Genomic DNA, 22,542 nt, shown 5'->3' on the forward strand with positions numbered 1-22,542 from the left:
ATTAATGAAAATGCCTAATATATACTAACGTGTAGGAAGAATTTTTGTTTTTACTTCCCCAAATCCTATCCTTAACCTATCTTTTTGTGCATAACCACGCATTATTACTGTATCCATATCAAGAATAAATCTTCTTTCAGTTCCATCAGCCATAGGAATTGCTTTAGTGCCTTTCCAGCTTAATTCAAGCATAGAACCATAAGAGTCGGAACTTGGTCCACTAATAGTGCCCGAGGCCATTAGATCTCCAATACGGATATTGCAGCCATTTACTGTATGATGGGCCAGTTGTTGATTCATATTCCAATACATATATTTGAAATTTGAACGGCAAACTGTGTGCGAAGTACTCTTTTCAGGTTGAATTAGCACTTCTAAATGTATATCGATATTTTTTTCTCCCTGATATTGAAGATAAGGCAGCACCTCTGGTTTTTGTTCAGGGCCTTTTATTCTAAAGGGTTCAAGTGCTTCCATTGTTACAACCCAGGGAGAGCATGAAGAGGCGAAATTCTTGGCCAAAAAAGGCCCAAGTGGAACATACTCCCATTTTTGTATATCTCTTGCCGACCAATCATTAAACAGAACCATTCCGAAAATGTGTTTTTCCGCATCGTCAGTACTTACTGTGTCACCCATCTCAGTTTGTTTTCCAATAATAAATGCCATTTCCAGTTCAAAATCCAAAAGTTTTGTAGGACCAAAAACAGGATTTTCAGCATCATCTGCTTTAGTCTGGCCTTTTGGCCTGTGTATATCAATTCCTGAAACTACAATGGATGAAGATCTGCCATGGTATCCTACAGGAATGTGTTTCCAATTTGGCAAAAGTGCATTTTCAGGATCACGAAACATGGTGCCTACATTTGTTGCGTGTTCAATACTTGAATAAAAATCTGTATAATCACCAATTTCAACCGGAAGTAACATTTGAACTTCAGAGACTTTATGAAATATTTTTTCCCTGTGTTCACTATTCTCACGCAATTCTGGATTTTCTTCTCTCAATAGTTCTGAAATTCTTGTTCTTATTGCATTTGTAAGAGGTTTTCCTAATCCTATGAAATCGTTTAGGCTATTATTGGCAAATATTGACTGGTCTATTTTAAATGCTTCAAAATAACCCAGCCTGCTTAGCAAGGCAAGGTCAATTACAAACTCCCCAATAATGCTTGCCAGGTGTGGTGCGGTTTGCGAGGTCTTAAATATTCCAAAGGGTAAGTTTTGGATGGGGAAATCAGAATCCTTTTCTACATTAATCCAGGAAACTAAATTCGGGTTGCTTAAATCATTCATTCTTATAATTTTGGCTAAAATACACTTTTTGAAGGGAAAATAGCAATAAAACCAGCCTTAAAAAAGGTTTTTTTATAAGTGATTTTCAGGGCGGAACCAACAAGTCCTGTAAGGTTTTAATTTTTTTAAAAAATTAAAACCTTACCGATTTTTAAATCGGTAAGGTTTTGTGGTAATTTAAAAATTCCTTTTCTTTAAACAGCAGGCTCTGTTTTACTATCCATTGCGAACAAGGGAAAATCCTTCATCATACTATTTACTCTTGTCTTAACTCCAGAAATAATTTTTTCATTTTCCGGATTTACCAATACCTGGTCAATTAATTCAACAATTTCAGGAATGTCATTTTCAATTAATCCCCGCGTTGTTATAGCTGCTGTCCCTACTCGTATCCCAGAAGTAACAAAAGGTGATTTATCATCAAAAGGAACCATGTTTTTATTTACGGTAATATCTGCTTTTACCAGGGTGTTTTCTGCAAGTTTACCACTAATGTTTTTTGATCGAAGATCAATTAGCATACAATGATTTTCGGTTCCATCAGAAATCACATGGTATCCTTTTTTAACAAAACATTCTGCCATTAATTTTGCGTTTTTCATTACTTGAACCGCATAATTTTTAAAAGGATCAGTTAAAGCTTCTCCAAAAGCAACCGCTTTGGCTGCAATAATATGTTCAAGTGGTCCACCCTGAGTTCCTGGGAAAACAGCAGCATCAAGTATTGCAGACATCATTTTAATTTCGCCTTTTGGAGTTTTCAATCCCCAGGGATTTTCAAAATCCTTACCCATCATTATCATTCCTCCTCTTGGTCCCCTTAAGGTTTTGTGCGTGGTAGTAGTCAAAATATGGCAATGAGGAACAGGATCATTCATTAAGCCTTTTGCAATTAATCCTGCAGGATGGGCAATATCAGCCATTAACAATGCTCCAACCTTATCGGCTATGTTTCTTAATCGTTTATAATCCCAATCTCTTGAATAGGAAGATGCACCACAAATCAACAATTTTGGTTTTTCTTTTATTGCTATTTGTTCTACATTATCATAATTGATTCTTCCTGTTTCTTTCTCCACTCCATAAAATGTAGCGCGGTATAATTTTCCTGAAAAACTTACGGGTGAACCATGAGTTAAATGTCCGCCATGGGAAAGATCAAAGCCAAGTATGGTATCACCCGGATTTAAAACCCCTAGCATTACTGCTGCATTGGCTTGTGAGCCAGAGTGAGGCTGAACATTGGCCCATTGTAGATTAAAAAGTTCTTTTGCTCTCTCTATGGCTGCTGTTTCTACTTGGTCAACCACTTCACATCCACCATAGTATCTTTTAAAAGGATAACCCTCCGCATATTTATTTGTAAGCACCGATCCTGCCGCTTCAAGTACTTGTTTACTCACATAATTCTCTGAGGCAATCAACTCTATCCCAAAAGTCTGTCTATGACGTTCTTTTTCAATCAAATCAAAAATTAAGGTATCTCTTTTCATGTTTTTCTATTGTATGTATTCTTAAATTCTCCACTTTATTTCCTGATTTTCAAAATTAGTAATTCTATAAAGACATTTCAAAAAATATTCTCTTTAAATAAAAATCTTTAGGGAAACTCCGTGGTCCTTTGTTCTTTCTCTGTGTAACTCCGTGAAATAATTACCATCACGCACTATAGCAGAATCCTAAAAGCAGAGAAAAAAGTAAAAAAAAATCGTATTTTTAATAAGGAGTTTAATTTATACATCAATGTTTAATAAAAGAGCACCTTATTATTTATTTATGCCTGTAATTTTTGTAATACTGGCATTTTTTTACTTTAATATTCAAGAGCAAGAAAGAGTTAGCGTAATTGAAGTAGCTTTTATAACAGTTAAAGGCTCTTCCAATGTAAATAAATGGGAAATGATTTCCAATCAAGCTTCCGGTTCAGCCAATATGGTTTTCCAAAATGAAAAAATCCGAAAAATAAATCTTCTTGAAGTGATTTTGCCCTCAGAAAGCTTTAAAAGTGGAAATAGAGAAATGGATGCCAATGCTTATGAAGCTCTGAATTATACTGAATATCCTTACATCACTTTTAGATTAAGTGAAGTATTAAGTTTAACACATCAAGCAGATTCCACCTTACTAAGTGTTTCAGGAATTTTGAATGTTGCCGGCCAAAGCAGGACTATACAATTTGATGCAATTGGCAGGACAAAAAAATCAAGACTGTTTTTTCAAGGGAGCACTTCCTTTAATATGACCGATTTTAATATTACACCACCAATAGCCATGAATGGCACTTACGTAACTGATGATCAAGTAACTGTGACTTTTGATGTTACATATAAGGTATTAACAGAGCCTATATGATAATGAAATGAAAGGTGAAATTCCTTCTCTTTTGAGGAGACCCGGTCATTCCGAACGCAATGAGAAATCCTCTAATTAGAGTTCCTGCCAAACCAAATCCAGCAGTTTTTAAATCTGAACTTTTTTATCCAGCATAAATGCAGGAATTAAAAGCATTAGCAAAAAAGGAGATTGAACAAAACCCATAAAAGTGCGTGCAAACTGATATCCTTGTTTTAAATCATTAAACGCCCATCCATAAATATAAAAACAACCTGCTATAACATAAATAAAAACAAAAGCAGCAACTGTCCAGATTAAAAATTTTTTCTGTCTGAAAATAATCCATATTCCCAATAAATAAACCAATAAATACAACAAACTAAACAGGACAGTTAATACCCATTTAAAGTAATAAAGTTGTGCATAACTAAAGTTATTGAATGAGCTAAGAGAGGCAGGAAGCTCAAAATCCCCTCTTTGGTAATACAATTCATACAACCAAAAATTAATATTAGTAAACAGAAAATCCCTGAATAGCCCAAGCCCCAGCAATAAGCCCAAAATTAATAAAGAATATATTATTACCTTTTTTTTCATAAAATTCCCAACCTCTCTGTGGTCCCTGTGCTTTCTCTGTGCAACTCTGTGAAACAATAACTGTCCTGTGTCCCTGCATTTTTAATTACACAGAGTACCACAGAGAAGGCACAGAGTTACACTGAGTTTCCCAAAACATTAATTCAATTCCCAAACCTCTCTGTGGCCCTCTGTGCCTTCTCCTAACTTTAATTCAATTTCTGAACCTCTCTGTGGTCCTCTGTGCCTTCTCCGTGCAACTCTGTGAAAAAACACTGTCCTTGCTTTTTGCTCTGACTCTGCATTTTAAATTACACAGAGTACCACAGAGGAGGCACAGAGTTTCCCAAAACTTTAATTCAATTCCCAAACCTCTCTGTGGTCCTCTGTGACTTCTCTGTGCAACTCTGTGTAACAATACTGTCATTACTTTTTGCTGTGTCACTTAAAGTTTATATCTTTTGATACCGTTTTTTAAAAGAGTTACATTAAAATTTATTAGTAAACCTATTCTTTTATTGGAAAATTTCAAATAAGTTAAAATTTGAGCTTCATGAACGGGATTTAAAACATCAACAGTTTTTAATTCAATCAGAACTTTGTTCTCAACTAAAATATCCACTCTATAACCACAATCTAATTTTATTTCTTTATAAATAACAGGAACAGCTTTTTGTCTTTCAAAACTTAATCCTGCTTTTTGCAATTCGAATACTAAACATTCCTCATAAGCAGATTCCAATAAACCAGGCCCCAGAAATTTATGTACTTCAATCGCACAACCAATAATTTTTTCAGTAATTGAATTAATTTCCATAAAAATATAAATTATACCAAGCCTCTCTGTGGTCCTCTGTGCCTACTCCGTGCAACTCTGTGAAACAAAAACTGTCCTTGCTTTTAACTGTGTCCCTGCAATTAAAAATTACACAGAGACCACAGAGGAGTCACAAGGTTACACTGAGTTTCTCCGAACTTTAATTTCAATTCCCAAACCTCTCTGTGGTCCTCTGTGCCTTCTCCGTGCAACTCTGTGAAACAATAACGTGTCTTTGCTTTTTGCTGTGTCCCTGCAATTTAAATTACACAGAGACCACAGAGGAGTCACAGAGTTTCACTAAACTTTTCCGGCTAAGCGTACCCAACCCAGCCACAACAAAAACACCCAACCATAAACTAAAAAAGTAAAGGTATAAGTATGATTAAAATCAAGTGAATCCGGAAAGTAAAGCTGAGTTACAGCCAAACCTGTAATCCTTAAAATATTAATAAGATGTATCGAAAGCAACCCCAAAGGAATAAACCATAATTTACTTTTAACCGGACCAGGGAAAGCAATTATAAATCCTGTAAAAAGAGCAAAAAGCGTTAAACCATTACAAGCATCTCCAACCCAAAGACCGTGAGCCCCATCAATACCCATGCTTCGGATTGCAGCAGAGTAGGGGTAATCAATTAACTGGTATCCCAACAATTTTAAAATCCCTGAACTTGCATAAATAAGGTTATCTATAACCAATAGATCCAATTTTCCTGCAGGATGAATCCATAAATCATATAATAGGTACCATACAATATAAAGACCAATAGCTTTAAAGAAAAAAAGAGAAACAGGATTTTTGATTACGGATTTATGCATGATAAAAAAAACCGGGAAAATTCCCGGTTAAATTGTTTTTTTCTTATCGTGTATTTTTTTTATTCCGAGTGCAACAGCTGCTGCCATAAGAAAGCCTAAACCTCCATCAATAGGAATGCAGGCTGAAGGGGGCCAGCAAGGTTGCGTGCCACCACCTGGAGGGCCAGGTTGGCCAAAACCAATTTGTATAAATAATGGGAATACTATAAAAAGAAGTGTAAGGAACAGTACTGTGTTAAGCTTTTTAGTTGTCATTGTTCTTTTTTGTAATTGATTTTAAAGTGCAAATTTAAAAATTTATTTTTCTTGCAATTTTTAAATCCTTTGTTTCAACTGAAATAATATAAACACCTTCAATTAAATTTGAATTTAACTGAACACTGTTTTTGTGTGCATTCTTAATTACCTGTGTGAACAACTGTTGCCCAAGCAGGCTATAAACGGTAATTGTTGCATCAGATTGTGTATTTAAATCAAAATTTACGTTAAGCACATTTTGGCTTGAAAAAACATTTACCTGTTCATTGTTCTTGCGCACTTCATCAGTAGTAAGAGTTACCTCGCTACCATGTCCTTTTGATACTAAGTGTAAAACCAGATTTTTTTCTGAACTTGGGTCAGTTATATTAAAAGAATAAGTCAGGTCTTTGGAAATATCCAATTTAACCTCATTATTAAGGTCCTTTAAATAGACATTATAATTGTTGGCGATGGCATTAATGTTTTCAAAACCAATTGTATACCTTGCCGCTGATCCGGCTTTAACTACTACAGGTATGAAGTATTCTTCCTGTGCCTCTGGTAGTGTATTAAAAGCAAGCAATACATTATCTGATCTTGTGGCTATAAAAGAAGCTGAATTATCAGGAACAGCCAATTTCAAAATATCATTTTCGTCATATTTTAATGAAGCTTTTGGATTAAACCGTACAACAATTTCATCAGAATAAATGTCCATGTTATTTGAAAGATTCAGTTTAAATGCATTTGCATCAGTTAAAGCAGTTCTTACAAAAGTTTTGTTGATAACAGATTTTGAATTTTCAGGAATCGAAAGTGTTGGAGTGGCAAATGCCTGAACATTGAATCCTTGCGAAGAAGCAATCAGATTTGTAACACCATTGGTACTTGTTCCGGCAACTCCATCGTATACACCGAAACTTCCCGTTGCAGGGTTCCATATCTGTATTCTGTTGTAAAGGTTAGTTCTGTTTAAAGAATTCCAATCAATTGTTGAAACAAAAGGATTTCCCACTAAATTCCATCCATCATGCGCATCAGGACCAACCGGGGCATGATCAGTGTAAGTTATATGAGAGATGTTTCTTGTTCCGGTATAAAGTGGACCGGTTACATCTATGTTTATTGGTGCTGTATTAGTTTGTCCCGTACCCATATAGGCCCACCATGCTTCGCCATGATTCAATGGATGAGATATATTTGCAGGAACCCGGAATCCGGCAGCATCATTAGGTGTACTTAATGCTTCCACATAATAATACATGGAAGGATTGCCACTAACTGTGCCAGAGAATATTCCTGGAAATCCTCTCATTTCAAAGTCGTCATTCCAGTCGGCTAGGGTTCTCCCTGATACTGTTGAGGTTAAAAACCTGTATCCCGTTAGTCCTGCAGCTACATAGCGCTGAACAATAAAATTACCAAGAATAGATGATGCTGCTGGTATAGCCCCGATCCTTGCATCTCCAGCAATATTAGAAACCAAGGTAAAGGAATTGTTGGCTGAGTTATCCAAGTTTCCTGCTAAAATTTCAAGTGATCCATAAAGTTCATAGGTTCCTGATGAAATGGCTAAGCCATTAGCGTTGTTGACCGTAATATTCCTTAGCCTGGTAAGCTGAGTTGCGGTAAAGCTTTGGCTTACTGTGCCGGTAAATACTATGGTTCCATTGGAAAAACCGATTAGCCCGTTATTTGCAATGTTCCTGTAAATAGATAAAACCCCGTTTGCACCAAAATTCAAAGTTCCATTGATAGTTAAATCCTCTGCTACTCCGTTAGGGTCAACGGTTACGGTGTGTCCCGGCATAATAATAACAGCATCTATTGTGGTTGGTATGCAAGTACAATTCCAGGTGTTTGGGTTTAACCAATTTCCATCCTGAACGCTAATAATTGGACCAGCTGTACCGATAGTGAAATAATTCCCATTGGAAAGAGGAACCCCTGTAAAAGTAGCTGTATTTGTATTAGCATCATATACAAAGCCTGTAGTATGAGCAATAGCATCGGTAAAATTACCATCATTGTCAATATAAACAGCCAAACTGCTGGAATTAAATGAAATTCCAGTAAGGTCAAAACTAACAGTTACTGTTCCTAAATTGCCAGTATGACCGGCTCTCCAGGTTCTGTTTAATCGTTCCCCCCCTATAAATCCAGTAGGGACATTGCTGGTATTTATGGTTAGTGCTGCATTGTCATGCCCCCACAATAAAAATTCGTTGTTGTTTAAATCGGAAGGAGTAGAGATTTGGACAATTCCTGTGCCTCGGGCGTTAGTATGATTGTCCGTAATACTTGTTTGTCCTATTCCTGCAACTTCAAATCCGTGACCTCCAGGGGTATCGAAAGCATATAAATCAGTTGGAATTAAACGATTGTATTTTGATGAAATATAATTCTCTACAATTAACCTTTGGGTAATATTAAGGTTTGTATTATAAACAATTATTTCTGAAATATCTCCGCGATAATAAAAGTTTAAATTTGTTGAAGATGAAGCTCCAATTCTCAGCCAATTATTGCCAATAGGGTTGCTGTTTACATTGGTTAGGTTGCCAAAGCTACTCCCATTTCTATAACCATTAAATTCAGTTGTGCCATTCCATACTGATGAAATAAATTGAAATCCAGCCTGATAGCCTAAATTAATAATGTTCGCCCCTGTTGAACTTCTATTAAAAGTCCGATAGGTTCCAGTAGATGAACTTATTTGTGCTCCCCATAACCTGTCAGAATAAGCCGTATTAGTGGAAGAAAAATTAGCTGAAATTAGATCTTGATTTTCACTAGTGGTACTTGTCCTTGCAACAATAAAATAACTGATCGTATTAGTATTTAAAGCAGCAATGGATCCAGTAGTGTAAAAATCGTTTCCATCAAAATTAAAAGCTGGTAAACCATTTATTTGATTTGTTAAAAATCTGGCTCTTCTTATACCGGTGGCTTGGCTGCCATTTCTGATGTTGCCTGAAAAGTCTAACAGAGAGGGTACCAAATCATTATTGTTCAAACTCATTTTTGAAGCATCAAACCATACAGCATTGCTTGAGCTATTTCCTACCCCACCAGGACCAGTTTGGGAATAAGAATATAAGCAGAGAAGCAAAAGAGCCGAAATTAAAAGTATAAATTTTTTCATGGGAATCATTTTAATTATTTTGTTGCTTATTTAGATTATACGTCTAGTCAAATAAATTGTTTCAGGAGTTATTAACAAGAACTACATGAATTTTACTTAATTTTCACCTATTAATATTAAAATTCAAGATTACAATAAATATAATTAGTCTTTGATAAGCCGTAAAAATACAATTAATATAATCAAAATTCGTTTAAAATTCTAAATTTGTGAATTATTATCACTTGAATGGCTATAGACAAAGGAAGTATTATTGATAGTAAAGACCTCAAACAGGTATGGAAGGTTTTTATCGAAAACTGGTATATTATGCTTTTGTTTGTTTTAATTTCAGCTAGCATAGCATATATTTATACCTATAAGCTCACAGATGTTTTCGCTGGACGTACACAAATTTTAATAAAATCATCTGAAACTTATGATTACCAAAATCAACTATACAAAGGTTTAGGTTATTATGGAGCATATGAAGATATTTCAAATCAGAAAAGAGTAATTACCTCCTACAATTTAATAGAACAAACAGTTGCAAAACTTAATCTAGATGTATCCTATTTCATTATTGGCCGACTTAAAACAACAGAAGTTTATGAATCAATGCCTTTTCGTATACACATAACTCTATTAAATAATCAACTCTTTGAAAAGCCCGTTCAATTTAAAATAATTGATGAAAATAAGTATCAGTTGATTTATGAAAAAGAAGACAAGGTGAATATAAAAAAAGTGTTATCTTTTGATGCTGATATTCACGAAACTGATTTTGTTATTCGGGTAGATAAAAGTCCTGGAATTACAAGTCAGACAATTGCCAATTTAAAAGAGATAGACTATTTTTTTAAAGTACATACAAAAAGCAGTCTTGTAAGGAAATATAAAAATGCATTGTCTGTGGAAAATGTGGAATATACAAGTGTTTTACAAATAACTTTGGAGGACGAAATACCAGCTAGGGCAGTTACTTTTTTGGATACTTTGTCAAAAGTTTATATAGATTATACCCTTCGATCAAAAATTGATGTAAATGAAAACACCTTAACTTATATTGACAGGCAATTGACAGAGGCTATAGATATGATGTCGGAAATTGAAGATGACCTGGAGAAATACAGGAGCAATAAATCTATTCTTAATTTGTCAAGAGAAGCAGAAGAGTATTTTGATAAATTGTTAACTTATGACTCTCAAAAGAGAAGCCTGGAGTTATTGCTTCAATCTATTGCATCACTAGAAGAATATATAATAAGTTCTAAAGATGCTAAGGAAACAAGATTATTACCTCCTGCTGTCTATATAAATGATGATGATGATTTTTTGAAAAAAAGTGTAAATGAATTATATACCATGCAAATTGGAATTAATTCCATGTATTTCAGCGCAAAGGAAGAAAATGCCGGTTTACAGCAAATGAAAGAAAGAGTTGAATTTTTAAGAAAAGACATTTTGGTTTATTTAACTAATTCTAAAAAAGCAATTAGATCTAAAATTGAGGATATTAAAGCTCAAATAAGGCAGTATGAAACAATTATAAAAAGTATTCCTAAAACTCAGCGGGACATGTTGAATATCAACAGGAAGCTGCAGGTAAATGAAAAAATGTACCTTTATTTGTTAGAGAAAAAGGCAAATACCGTGATAGCCAGAGCAGGTATTATACCGGAAACAAAAGTGATCGAATCTGCAATGTCCATTGGCCTTGTAAAGCCAAACAAATCAAAAATAATTTATACTGCTTCTCTTATTGGTTTAGTTTTTTCTTTTATATTAATTTTTGTTCGAATTGTGTTTTTTGAAAAAATTGAAAATTCAACCGGACTCAAGGAAATGACTTCCATTCCTGTTTTTGGGGAAATCATATATGCCAACGAAGCGGAGACAGAATATATAATAGTGGATAGTAATCCCAAGTCAGCAATTACAGAATCATTTAGAAGCGTAAGAACAAATTTAGAATACTTGCCAGTAGAAGGCCTTTGTAAAACTATATTGATTACGTCTCATAATCCAAATGAAGGAAAAACATTTTGTTCGATTAACCTTGCTGCTATTATTGCTAAGGCCGATAAAAAAGTATTGCTACTTGAACTTGATTTACATAAGCCAAAAGTATATGTGGGTCTTAAATTAAAATCCGAATTAGGTATAAGTTCTATACTTGCTGGAAAAGTGGATACCAAGGAATGCATAATGAAAACTTCAATAGAAAATTTAGATGTTATTTTATCAGGACCTATTCCTCCTAATGCTTCAGAATTAATTTTGAATAAGAGACTACTAGATTTGCTTGAATATGGTAAAAATCTTTATGATTATATCATTATTGATACACCTCCAATTGGTTTAATTACAGACGCCCTTGTTTTAATGAAATATGCAGATGCAACTCTGTTTGTTTTAAATACACAGTTTGCCAAAAAAGAATATGTAAAAAATGCGGAAGAAGTAGTAACAAATAATGGAGTTAGGAATTTTGGCTTTTTGTTAAATGGAGTAAAAATTAAAAAGTCCAAGTATTATTATAATTACAGCTACGGTTATAAATATGGATATGGAAAAGGTTATGGATATGGCTATGGAACAAACAAAAATAGCTGATACGGCCATAGAAGCAAACCATTGGACTTTGGTTATTAAACCTGTATCCGGATGGTTCAATTTAAATTTAAATGAATTATGGAATTATAGAGACCTTATATTTTTATTTGTAAAAAGGGATTTTATTTCACTGTACAAACAAACCATATTAGGTCCTTTGTGGTTCTTTATTCAACCCTTGTTAACCACAATTACTTTTACTGTTATTTTTGGAAATATAGCACAACTTTCAACAGATGGATTGCCTCCTGTGCTGTTTTACCTTGCGGGAATTACCTGTTGGACCTATTTTTCTGAATGTTTTAATAAAACCTCAAATGTTTTCAGTGCGAATGCAAGTATTTTTGGTAAGGTATACTTTCCTCGTTTGGTTTTGCCATTTTCTATAATTATTTCTAACCTTTTTAAGTTTGGTTTGCAGTTTTTGATTTTCCTTGTTTTTTATTTTTATTTTAAAATAAATGGCCATGCAATTAATATAGGCATTTCAGTTTTGTTTTTTCCCCTTCTAATTGTTATTATGGCTGGATTGGGTCTTGGTTTAGGAATTATTATTTCATCTATGACAACAAAATATAGAGATCTTCAGCACCTTATAGGCTTTGGAGTTCAATTGATGATGTATGCATCTCCCATTGTTTATCCCTTATCATCCGTTCCGGATAATTATAAATGGATTTTGTTGTTAAACCCTATGACTAGCATTATTGAAGCCTTTAAGTTTAGTTTTCTAGGGGTCGGTGTTTTTTCAGTTGCTGGGTTAATTTACAGCTTTTTGTTTATGTGTATTGCCTTAATAATTGGAATTGTAATTTTTAGTAAAGTAGAAAAATCTTTTATGGACACTGTTTAAAATGAAAACGGTAATTAAGGTAGAAAATGTAAGTAAACAGTACCGTTTAGGTAATATTGGCACCGGCACTTTAGCCCATGACTTTAGCCGTTGGTGGGCAAAAATTAAAGGAAAAGAGGATCCTTTTTTAAAAGTTGGACAAGCAAATGTCACTTCTGAAAAAGCAGATTCTGAATATGTTTGGGCCCTGGAGAATATTAATTTTACAGTTAAAAAAGGTGAAATTCTGGGTATTATCGGTAAGAATGGAGCAGGAAAATCTACCTTACTCAAAATTCTTTCCAGAGTTACTCATCCTACCATGGGGCAAATAAAAATAAAAGGCAGAATTGCCAGTTTGTTGGAAGTAGGAACAGGTTTTCATCCTGAATTGACCGGAAAAGAAAATATTTTTTTGAATGGAGCAATTCTTGGGATGTCTAAAATTGAAATCAAAAGAAAATTTGATGAAATTGTAGAATTTTCAGGTGTTGAAAGATATATAGATACTCCTGTAAAAAGGTATTCCAGTGGAATGCGGGTTAGACTTGCTTTTTCAGTTGCAGCTCACCTGGAGCCTGAAATATTGATTATTGATGAAGTTTTGGCAGTAGGAGATGCAGATTTTCAAAAAAAATGTCTTGGTAAAATGGATGAAGTTGCAAAACAGGGAAGAACTGTTCTGTTTGTAAGCCATCAGTTAGGAATGGTAAAAACATTATGTACGCGTGCCTTATTGCTACGTGAGGGGCGTCTTGTTTTTGAGGGTGATACAGAGGCAGTTATTGAGCAATATCTTTCAGATGCTTTTAACCAGGTTACAGATAAACCGGTTGTAGAATTTCCTTTGGAAAAAGAGCTTATTGCACAGGTGAAAAAAGCAAGAATTTTAAATTTAAATGCTGAACCTACATTAGTTTTTGATGTTTTTGATTCAGTAAGGCTAGAATTGGAATATATAATAAGACAAAATTTACAGAGTGTTTCCTGTATTATTGATGTGGAAAGAAACGGAGAATTGCTTTTCAGTTCCTTTGATACCGATAGAAACCCGGAATTGCTTTCAACAAGATTACCGGGAATCTATACGGCCACCGTTAATTTGCCTACTCCTTTAAAAGCTGGTGTATATACTATCAGTGTAAGGATTAGCAGAACGAATGTAGGCACCATCTTCGCATCAAAAAATATTTTTAAATTCACTATTGAAGAACGTTCTTTTGATGCAAGCTTAAAATCATATGCAAGTAAAAGAAATGGAAAAATAGTGGCAGATTTACCATGGGATGTAATTGAGTTTATTCCAAGTGAAGAATTTGTAAATTGAAAAAATGTTTATGGAAGACCAATATGTTATATTAACAGGCAGTAAAAATAATGCAGGTGATTTTTTGATAAAACACCGTGCAAAAAAATTATTCTCAGAACTAAGGTCCGATCGTAAAATTATTGATATTGATGCCTGGAAGCAATTTTCAGATGAAGAGTTAGAAATTGTAAACAATTCAAGGGCTCTAATTTTAATGGGAGGTCCTGCACTTCAGTTTGATATGAGGCCAAAGGTATATGAATTAACCCAATATCTAAATGATATAAAAGTTCCAATTATTTCTATGGGTATTGGTTGGAAATCAAGGGAAGGTGAATGGCGATCATCTCATACTTATAAACTGAATGAACCCACGCTTGAATTATTAAAAAGAATTGATAGTTCCGGATACTGCTCAGGCGTAAGAGATTACCACACCTTAAACATTTTGCTTAAAAATAAATTCAGCAACTTTTTAATGACAGGTTGCCCAGCCTTATATAATACCGATTTTATTCGTAAAGCATTTGATACCAATATCCCAATCATTAATATTTCCTATTCTTTAGGAGTGAGTTTTGTAGAAAGCGATTCCATGGAGACCTCCATGAAAGAGAACATTTTGGGTTTGTCTTCTTTTTTTAAAGAAAAAAACTTCCAGGTAGTATTTCATCATTCTTTGAAAAAAGAAGTGTATCAGAGTTCCCCGGAACATGATAAATTTTATAAAAAACATGTAGAATTTCAAGCTTGGTTAAATGATAATCAAATAAATTACAAAGATATTTCCGGTTCTGCTGAAGGGCTCATTGAGCATTATCAAAAATGTGACCTGCATATTGGTTATAGGGTACACGCCCATATTTTTATGTGCAGTGAATCACGGCTTTCTGTTTTATTGAATGAAGATGGTAGGGGTAAGGCTTTAAAATATGTTATTTCAGGCTTAATGTTTGATGCTTATGAACTTGTTAAAAATGAGTTAAAACTTCCAAACCTCAACAACAAATTATATTTAAAAGCAATTAATAAAATTTATTTAGCACTACTGCCTTCTGTGAAATATCAAATCGAAATGAAGGGTCATCCTTTTTTAACAGAAGATATCATTCAGAACCTTAGCTATGAGATCGAGAATGCTTTCCCGAGGATTTCTGCAACCAGGAAAAATATCGATTTAAATTATTTGCAAATGAAAAAGTTTATTTTGCAATTGCCCTAAGAGATGAATAGAAATAAAAATCTTGATTATTTAAGAGGTATTTCTGCCTTTGGAATAATGCTGTATCATTACTCTTCTTGGATGTTCGGAAAATACTCATCAGAAGATTTTTTTGGAAGGGTTGGTATTTATGGAGTTTCATTATTTTATATTTTAAGTGGATTAACTCTTTTTTGTGTTTATAATGATAAATTAACTCTAGAGAAATGGAACATTTTAGATTTTTTTAAAAAAAGGATTTTAAGAATATTTCCTCTATTGTGGTTAGCTACACTAATAAGTGTTTTTGTATATCATTTTAATCGTTTTGATAATTTAAATTTAGCATTGAACTTGAGCGGTTTGTTTGGGTTATTTAATTGGGATAAATATTATGCTGTTGGGGCATGGTCAATAGGGAATGAAATGGTCTTTTATATTTGTTTTCCCTTTTTGGTCTATTTTACCAAACACTCTAAAATAACTTTCCTTTTAATTTCTCTTTTTATTGCTATTTTATTTTTGTTTTTCACGTTTAATATATTAAATGCTGAAAGACCACTAAGTGAACAATGGAGAAACTATGTAAATCCTTTAAATCAATTATACCTTTTTTATGCAGGAATTTTGATCGGGAAATTTGTTAAAAATGTTTCATTTTCTACATTAACAATTAGATTAATTTTTGTTGTTGGATTATTGATTTTTATTTTTTTTCCCGTCACTGGAAATACTATAAATTTGATAACTGGAATCAACAGGATCGTTTTTTCAATTAGTTGTGTTTTGCTTTGCTTTTCTTTTTTTAAATTAAACATTACTTTACCGAGTTATTTGGAATTTTCTTTAACACAATTAGGCCATATAAGTTATTCTGTTTATTTGCTTCATCCTATCCTTTTCCACTTTTTGCATCCATACCTAAAATCTATTTTGCCATATTCAACTTTTTCACATTACATAATTTTTTCATTAATGATCTTAACAACTATAATCTCAAGCTACTTTGTTTATGAATATTTTGAAAAAACATTTATTAGATTTGGACATGGAAAAACACCAGTCTTACTTAAAAACTATAAAGGCTAAAAAAAGCTAGTTTTGCATCTTGCACTTTATGGGACTATGTATATACAAATACAATTATTAAAAAATGAAGTTTTATTAAATAGAATTCGAAACATAGATGATCTCAAATATATTAATTGTTATCCCAGCTAGAGGTGGTTCTAAAGGTATCCCCAGGAAGAATTTAAGATCTCTTGCTGGTTTGCCCTTAATATATTATTCAATAAATACTGCTTTAATCTCTAAATTTAATCCTGATGTTTTTGTAACAACCGATGATGAGGAAATTGCAACTATTTCCAAAAAAGCAGGAGCGAAAATAATTGAAAGAGAAAGGGAATTAGCTAATGATGCAACAACCCTTGATCCTGTGATTTTTGATGCTTTTGAAAAAGCCTCAAAAATCACAGGAAAAAAATATGATTTAATAATAACTATTCAACCAACCTCTCCCCTTTTAAGAACAGCCACTTTAGATGATGCGATAGAGAAGTTATTGGAAGATGACAAATTAGACACTATTATCTCAGCATGTGATGATACCCATCTTACCTGGTCGGAGGCCGATGGAAAGTTTATTCCAAATTATAAAAAAAGATTAAACAGACAATATTTAATTCCTGTTTTCAAAGAAACCGGGTCTTTTTTAATAACAAAAACCCGTTGTGTTTCTGCTGATAAAAGAATAGGAGAAAATGTTAGTTTACATTTGTTAAAAGGCCCGGAAGCAATTGATATAGATACTTATGAAGACTGGAATTTATGTGAATTTTATCTAAAGAGAAAAAAAATACTTTTTGTAGTAACGGGAAATAGCTTAGTTGGACTTGGCCATGCATACAATGCATTAAGTATTGCCAATGAAATATTAAACCATGAACTGTTTTTTTTAGTGGATAGCAATAGTAAATTGGCATTTGAAAAAATTCAGGAGCATAATTATTCTGTAATGATTCAGGCTGAACAAGAAATACAGAGGGATATTATTAAAATTAATCCCGATATTGTTATCAATGATATTTTGGACACTTCTGTTGAATACATGAAAGGACTAAAAAAACAGGGATATAAAGTAATTAATTTTGAGGATTTAGGTAAGGGAGCTCAAAAAGCAGATCTTGTAATTAATGCCATGTATCCTGAGAATGAAGTTGTGCCTAATCATTTTTTTGGTCATAAGTACTTTTGCCTTAAAAACGAGTTTCAGTTAGCAGTTCAAAAACAGATTAAAAACAAGGTTGAATTTATCCTGATTTCTTTTGGAGGGGTTGATCCTAATAATTATACTTATAAAGTATTAAAGGCAATTTATACCTATTGCAATTCACAAAACATTAAAATTAATGTAATTGCAGGTTTAGGCTATGCAAACTATGATACGCTCCTTGAATTTGAAAAAATTCAAATTTTTAGAAATATAAGTGATATGTCTTCACAAATTTTAAAATCTGATGTAGTATTTACCTCAGCAGGCAGAACGACTTTTGAAATAGCATCAATTGGTGTGCCTACAATTGTACTCTGTCAAAATCAAAGGGAGCAAACACACTTTTTCGCTACAACAGAATTTGGATTTTGTAATTTGGGAATAGGAACTCAGGTAGAGGCAAATCAAATATTAGAAGTTTTTGAGAATCTTGTAAATGACTTCGAAAAAAGAAAATACATAAGTAAATTGATGCTCGGGCAAAATTTAAAATTGGGAAAAGAAAGAGTTATTCAATTAATAAAAAATACCATTAATCAATGAAAATAGTAGACCTTTTCGAGACCTATAATCCTTCAGAAAAAAAAATTCATAAACCCTATATAATTGCCGAAGCGGGGGTAAATCATGAAGGCTCAATGGATTTGGCCAGAAGGCTAATTGACGAGGCAGCAGAAGGAGGGGCGCATGCAATTAAATTCCAAACATACAAGGCAGAAACCATTGCTTCTAAAAACAGTCCCTCTTATTGGGATCGGACCAAAGAACCTACTGCTTCTCAATTTGAGCTTTTTAAAAAGTATGATAAGTTTTGGAAAAGTGAATATGAACAATTGAAAAATCATTGTCAAAAAGCAGGAATTGAATTCATGTCTACTCCTTTTGATCAAGAATCGGCTAAGTTTCTCAATGAAATGATGGATGTTTTTAAAATTTCATCCTCTGATATTACCAACTTGCCTTTTATTGATTACCTAACTGATTTTGGTAAGCCAATTATACTATCCTCAGGGGCTTCTTACCTTTGGGAAGTTCAACAGGCAGTAGAAGTTATTGAACAAAAGGGAAACCCTTTATGTTTGATGCACTGTATTCTTAATTACCCGACTCGGGATGAGAATGCAAACCTTGGAATGATGCTGGATCAGAAACAGAAGTTTCCCAATGCTATTCCGGGTTATTCGGATCATACACTTCCTTGGAATATGGAAGTTTTAACAACCGCTACATTATTGGGGGCGGTAATTTTAGAAAAACACTTTACACATGATAAAACCTTGCCAGGTAATGATCATTACCATGCCATGGATAAAGAAGATCTGAAACATTTCAATAAAAGAATGGATTATACTTTTTCTATTTTAGGTTCATTCAAAAAGAACCCTTTGGCAAGTGAGGAGATTTCTCGCAAAAATGCCAGGAGAAGTCTTGTTGCAGCTCTTGATATTAAAGCAGGAACAGTAATTCAAGAGAAGCATCTGACCTGGAAAAGACCTGCAAATGGTATTAGTCCACAGTTTATAAAAGAAGTAATTGGTAAATCTACGGTTGTGGATATACTAACTGACGACATTCTTCAATTTAATATGTTTGATTTTAAATAGAAGATGGAACATTCAAAGGTCATAGCCATTTTAAATGAAATCGAGGAGAGGTTTCCTGTAAACAGCTGGAAGGCGAGTGAATTTCATGTATGGCCCCTTATCAGGATCGAAATTGCCATGAAGCTTTATTCCCTTTTTAAACCTTCGGCAAATCCTGAAAAGATCAATAATGTTGCACAGAAACCATTAGTTGGTCCCGGTTTTTTTAACAAGTTGAAAAGTATAAGTAATTGGGAAAATCGTAGTTTAAAACATAAGTTAGATGATTTTAAAATGCGCTTTCAATTAAAATCAAATGCCAAGGTCCTTTTTTTAAGTTTTGCAGCAAGTAGAGTTGAATTTAATGGATCTGCATTCAATAAACAGGTCGACCCAATAATAAATTACCTGAATAATTCAGAAATTAACTCTTTATTGCTTGAGCTAAAATACAATATTCAACAAAATATTGATCCAAGCAATAAAAACCAGTGCATTTGTATTGATCAGCATATGCGGTTTTATCTTTGGAATAACCGTTCAATTGACTTGGACGCTCTTTATCTTGATGGCTATGAAGAGTTTATGGATTTTTTGGAACAAAGGGTTGGGTTGAAATTTGATGATTTAAGGGGAGAAAATTTGAGAATAAAAATTAAGAATTTCATTCTCCTGATAGCATATTTTAAAGAAATTTTGTTGAGGAATAAAACCAAACTTTCATTTGTTACCTGCTATTATGCAATGCCATGCATGGCTTTAAGTGCAGCTTCAAAAACCCTTGGGATACCTTGTGTGGATATACAACATGGGTTACAGGTAAATCATGCAGCTTACACAAAATGGAGTAAAGTACCTGTGGATGGTTATAGTGCCCTTCCTTCCATGTTTTGGTGCTGGAGCCATATAGAGACAAAAATTATTATGGATTGGGCAAAGGGTACGAATGGAAAACATAAAGCAGTTATTGCAGGCAATACATGGAATGAAATTTGGCAGGATGAGGCTTTGAGTAAGGGAAGTTACATTGAAAGTTTGGAGAGGACTAATCCAACCGGCAAAAGCTTTAACATACTCTATACCATGCAGCCTTTAAATGATGCATTGCCGGATTTTTTTATGCAAGCAATAAAACGATCACCAGCAGATTGGAAATGGTGGATCAGGATTCACCCCAGGCAAATTAACGATATTGAAAAGATTAAAAAGTTGCTTGAACAGGGTTGTGGATTTGAAAAAGTTGAATTGAAAATGGCCTCTGAATTTCCTTTGCCCGTTTTGCTTCAGCACACTGATATACATATCACTCTTTTTTCAAGTGTGGTTATAGAAGCTGCAGATTTTGGAGTGCCTTCTATTATTATGCACAAGAATGGCCTTGAAATATTTAATTCTGAAATTGAATCTGGTTATGCTGTTTATGAACCAGGAGATTCAACAAAATTAATAGGGGTAATTGAGCATCTTAAATTAATGAAAATTTCCGGTCTTGGAAATAGAAAGACCTCCTCTTTTCGTCCATGCATGGATGAACTGATAAGGCAAATGGTATAAATTTATAATGATTTGCAATGAAACGATTATTTTCTTTATTGAATCCTAAGAAGAAAAAATTTAGCAATGAAAACTTATCTTCTGATTCCATGATTAGTGAAAAAGCGGAAATTGATTCCTGCAGTTTTTCAGGTAAGGTAAGAATAGGAGATTTTTGCAGGTTATTTAATGTGTCTTTAAGCGGAAATATATTAATCGGAAAGAATACCAGCATTTTTGGACCAAATACGGATATTTACAGTGTTCATAACAAGGTTGAAATTGGAAATTTCTGTTCCATTGCAAGAAATGTTAGCATACAGGAGTTTAACCATAACTATGAGCGTTGCTCCACCTACTTTATTTTCAAAAATGTTTTTAAAGAAAAAAATATTATTTCAGATACAGTTTCCAAAGGTGATATTAAGATTGGACATGATGTTTGGATTGGTACACAGAGTGTAATTCTTTCTGGTTCAATTATTGGAAATGGAGCTGTAATTGCTGCAAATAGTGTAATAACCGGTGATATTCCTCCATATTCAATTGTAGGAGGTACACCTGCGAGGGTATTGAAATATAGGTTTTCAGATGATATTATTCAGGCTCTTCAAAAGATTGAATGGTGGAATTGGGACCATGAAAAAATAAAAAGAAACAGAGATTTTTTTGAATCACCCATGAATATGAAAAAGATAATCAACGTTGTTTCTTAAATTAATGTAATTAAATGCAGGAAAAACAAGCAAATATTGCCGTAGTTGTCGTTGCTTATAATAGGGAAGTGGCATTAGAAAGAATTCTTAATTCATTAGCCATTGCTAATTATGATGGATTTGCCAATATTCCTTTAATAATAAGTATCGATAAAAGCGAAACAGATGCCATTGAAAAAATTGCAAAGTCATTCAATTGGTTGTTTGGGAAAAAAAAAATCATTGTTCACAATGAAAACTTAGGTTTAAAAAATCACATTATAAGTTGCGGCGATCTTACTTCCACTTATGAAAATGTAATAGTACTGGAAGACGATCTTTATGTTTCACCCTATTTCTACGATTATGCCTATCAGGCTCGGGAATTTTATAAAAATGATGAAAACGTAGCAGGAATTTCCCTTTATTCAATTGATTGTAATGATCATGCTGTTTTACCTTTTATTCCAATTGCTGACGGGTTTGATAATTTTTTTATGCAGGTTCCTTCATCTCTTGGGCAAATGTGGACAAAAAAACAATGGCATGAATTTAAAAAGTTTTATGATTCTGATAATGTTACAATCACCCATGAAGATATTATTCCGGATAAGGTTATTGCATGGGGGGAAAGCTCCTGGAAAAAATATTTTTATAAGTATTTAGTGAACTTCAATAAATTTTTTGTTTATCCCAGGGTTTCATTTACTACCAATTTCGGTGATCCAGGCACGCATTTTATCCTCGAAACTAAAAGGTTCCAGGTAAACATTTGTATGAATACCAGAACCTATAATTTCAGCAGATTAAGTGAGGCATTAGCCCAGTATGATTGTTTTCATGAGTTAATGCCTGAAATAATAAAGAAAATGAATCCACAATTAGGTGAATATGATTTTACCTGTGATTTGTATGGCGAGAAAAACTTAGGCAAAATAAATAATGAATTTATTATTTCTATCAGGGATTGCAATTCTCCTTTAAAATCGTTTTCTTGCGGTATGATTCCTCAAGAATTAAATATTGCCCTTGCTATTGATGGAGATTATTTTTCATTGGGTAAAACAATACATTTCAATAAACAATTTGATCAAATTCATCCCAAAAGGTTAAAATTAACAACTTTCAGTAAAATAAGTACTTTTATCATCAGGCATAAAGCGTACAATGATGCAGAAAAAAATTTTAAAAATTCAATATCCTATAAAGTTTCCCGCCTGATTTTATTTCCATTATTAATTCTCAAAAAACTGAAGATAGTTTTAATGAGCAAATAGGTTAGAAAATTA

18 protein-coding genes are annotated in these 22,542 nt (G+C 33.3%); 11 read left to right on the plus strand and 7 right to left on the minus strand.

What is annotated here, in order from left to right; translation table 11 throughout:
• Nucleotides 1–24: 24 nt before the first annotated feature.
• The gene (gene fahA / locus H0V01_14195) at nt 25–1,296 is read right to left on the minus strand and encodes a fumarylacetoacetase (protein ID MBA2584526.1); all 1,272 of its coding nucleotides are present in this window, start codon (nt 1,294–1,296) and stop codon (nt 25–27) included.
• Between the two features lie 194 nt (nt 1,297–1,490).
• On the minus strand, nt 1,491–2,789 hold the full coding sequence (locus tag H0V01_14200) for a serine hydroxymethyltransferase (GenBank protein MBA2584527.1): 1,299 nt from the start codon (nt 2,787–2,789) through the stop codon (nt 1,491–1,493).
• Nucleotides 2,790–3,039: 250 nt separating this feature from the next.
• On the opposite strand from H0V01_14200, the gene H0V01_14205 reads away from it, so the two are divergent.
• Nucleotides 3,040–3,648, plus strand: a complete 609-nt coding sequence (locus H0V01_14205) for a YceI family protein (GenBank protein ID MBA2584528.1) — start codon at nt 3,040–3,042, stop codon at nt 3,646–3,648.
• Between the two features lie 108 nt (nt 3,649–3,756).
• Here H0V01_14205 and H0V01_14210 read toward each other — a convergent pair whose 3' ends face one another.
• The 5 genes from H0V01_14210 to H0V01_14230 form a co-directional block, all read right to left on the minus strand.
• Complete coding sequence (locus H0V01_14210) at nt 3,757–4,227, minus strand: hypothetical protein (protein ID MBA2584529.1); 471 nt, start codon at nt 4,225–4,227, stop codon at nt 3,757–3,759.
• 424 nt (nt 4,228–4,651) lie between these two features.
• Nucleotides 4,652–5,023, minus strand: coding sequence for a GxxExxY protein (locus H0V01_14215; GenBank protein ID MBA2584530.1), 372 nt, complete (start codon nt 5,021–5,023; stop codon nt 4,652–4,654).
• 300 nt (nt 5,024–5,323) lie between these two features.
• The gene (locus tag H0V01_14220) at nt 5,324–5,845 is read right to left on the minus strand and encodes an exosortase/archaeosortase family protein (protein ID MBA2584531.1); all 522 of its coding nucleotides are present in this window, start codon (nt 5,843–5,845) and stop codon (nt 5,324–5,326) included.
• 27 nt (nt 5,846–5,872) lie between these two features.
• Nucleotides 5,873–6,100, minus strand: a complete 228-nt coding sequence (locus H0V01_14225) for a hypothetical protein (GenBank protein ID MBA2584532.1) — start codon at nt 6,098–6,100, stop codon at nt 5,873–5,875.
• Nucleotides 6,101–6,134: 34 nt separating this feature from the next.
• Nucleotides 6,135–9,230, minus strand: a complete 3,096-nt coding sequence (locus H0V01_14230) for a T9SS type A sorting domain-containing protein (GenBank protein ID MBA2584533.1) — start codon at nt 9,228–9,230, stop codon at nt 6,135–6,137.
• Between the two features lie 228 nt (nt 9,231–9,458).
• On the opposite strand from H0V01_14230, the gene H0V01_14235 reads away from it, so the two are divergent.
• The 10 genes from H0V01_14235 (at nt 9,459) to H0V01_14280 (ending at nt 22,530) form a co-directional block, all read left to right on the plus strand.
• Nucleotides 9,459–11,825 carry a polysaccharide biosynthesis tyrosine autokinase gene (locus H0V01_14235; GenBank protein MBA2584534.1) on the plus strand — a complete coding sequence of 789 codons (2,367 nt, stop codon included), beginning with the start codon at nt 9,459–9,461 and terminating at the stop codon, nt 11,823–11,825.
• A complete protein-coding gene (locus H0V01_14240; GenBank protein ID MBA2584535.1) occupies nt 11,791–12,678 on the plus strand; it encodes an ABC transporter permease in 888 nt (295 codons plus the stop codon). The genes H0V01_14235 and H0V01_14240 overlap by 35 nt, the downstream gene beginning before the upstream one ends.
• Before the next feature lies 1 nt (nt 12,679).
• A complete protein-coding gene (locus tag H0V01_14245; protein ID MBA2584536.1) occupies nt 12,680–13,984 on the plus strand; it encodes an ABC transporter ATP-binding protein in 1,305 nt (434 codons plus the stop codon).
• Nucleotides 13,985–13,994: 10 nt separating this feature from the next.
• Nucleotides 13,995–15,188 (plus strand): polysaccharide pyruvyl transferase family protein, encoded by a 1,194-nt coding sequence (locus H0V01_14250; protein MBA2584537.1) that lies wholly within the window; start codon nt 13,995–13,997, stop codon nt 15,186–15,188.
• A 3-nt stretch (nt 15,189–15,191) separates the two neighbouring features.
• Complete coding sequence (locus H0V01_14255; GenBank protein MBA2584538.1) at nt 15,192–16,256, plus strand: acyltransferase; 1,065 nt, start codon at nt 15,192–15,194, stop codon at nt 16,254–16,256.
• A 97-nt stretch (nt 16,257–16,353) separates the two neighbouring features.
• The gene (locus H0V01_14260; protein MBA2584539.1) at nt 16,354–17,985 is read left to right on the plus strand and encodes an acylneuraminate cytidylyltransferase; all 1,632 of its coding nucleotides are present in this window, start codon (nt 16,354–16,356) and stop codon (nt 17,983–17,985) included.
• On the plus strand, nt 17,982–19,046 hold the full coding sequence (locus H0V01_14265; GenBank protein MBA2584540.1) for an N-acetylneuraminate synthase family protein: 1,065 nt from the start codon (nt 17,982–17,984) through the stop codon (nt 19,044–19,046). The genes H0V01_14260 and H0V01_14265 overlap by 4 nt, the downstream gene beginning before the upstream one ends.
• A 3-nt stretch (nt 19,047–19,049) precedes the next feature.
• A complete protein-coding gene (locus H0V01_14270; protein ID MBA2584541.1) occupies nt 19,050–20,579 on the plus strand; it encodes a hypothetical protein in 1,530 nt (509 codons plus the stop codon).
• 89 nt (nt 20,580–20,668) lie between these two features.
• Nucleotides 20,669–21,274 (plus strand): CatB-related O-acetyltransferase, encoded by a 606-nt coding sequence (locus tag H0V01_14275; protein MBA2584542.1) that lies wholly within the window; start codon nt 20,669–20,671, stop codon nt 21,272–21,274.
• A gap of 14 nt (nt 21,275–21,288) precedes the next feature.
• Complete coding sequence (locus H0V01_14280; GenBank protein ID MBA2584543.1) at nt 21,289–22,530, plus strand: glycosyltransferase; 1,242 nt, start codon at nt 21,289–21,291, stop codon at nt 22,528–22,530.
• Nucleotides 22,531–22,542 lie beyond the last annotated feature (12 nt).

Source organism: Bacteroidota bacterium (assembly GCA_013696965.1).
In the GTDB taxonomy this organism is placed as follows: Bacteria; Bacteroidota; Bacteroidia; order JACCXN01; family JACCXN01; genus JACCXN01.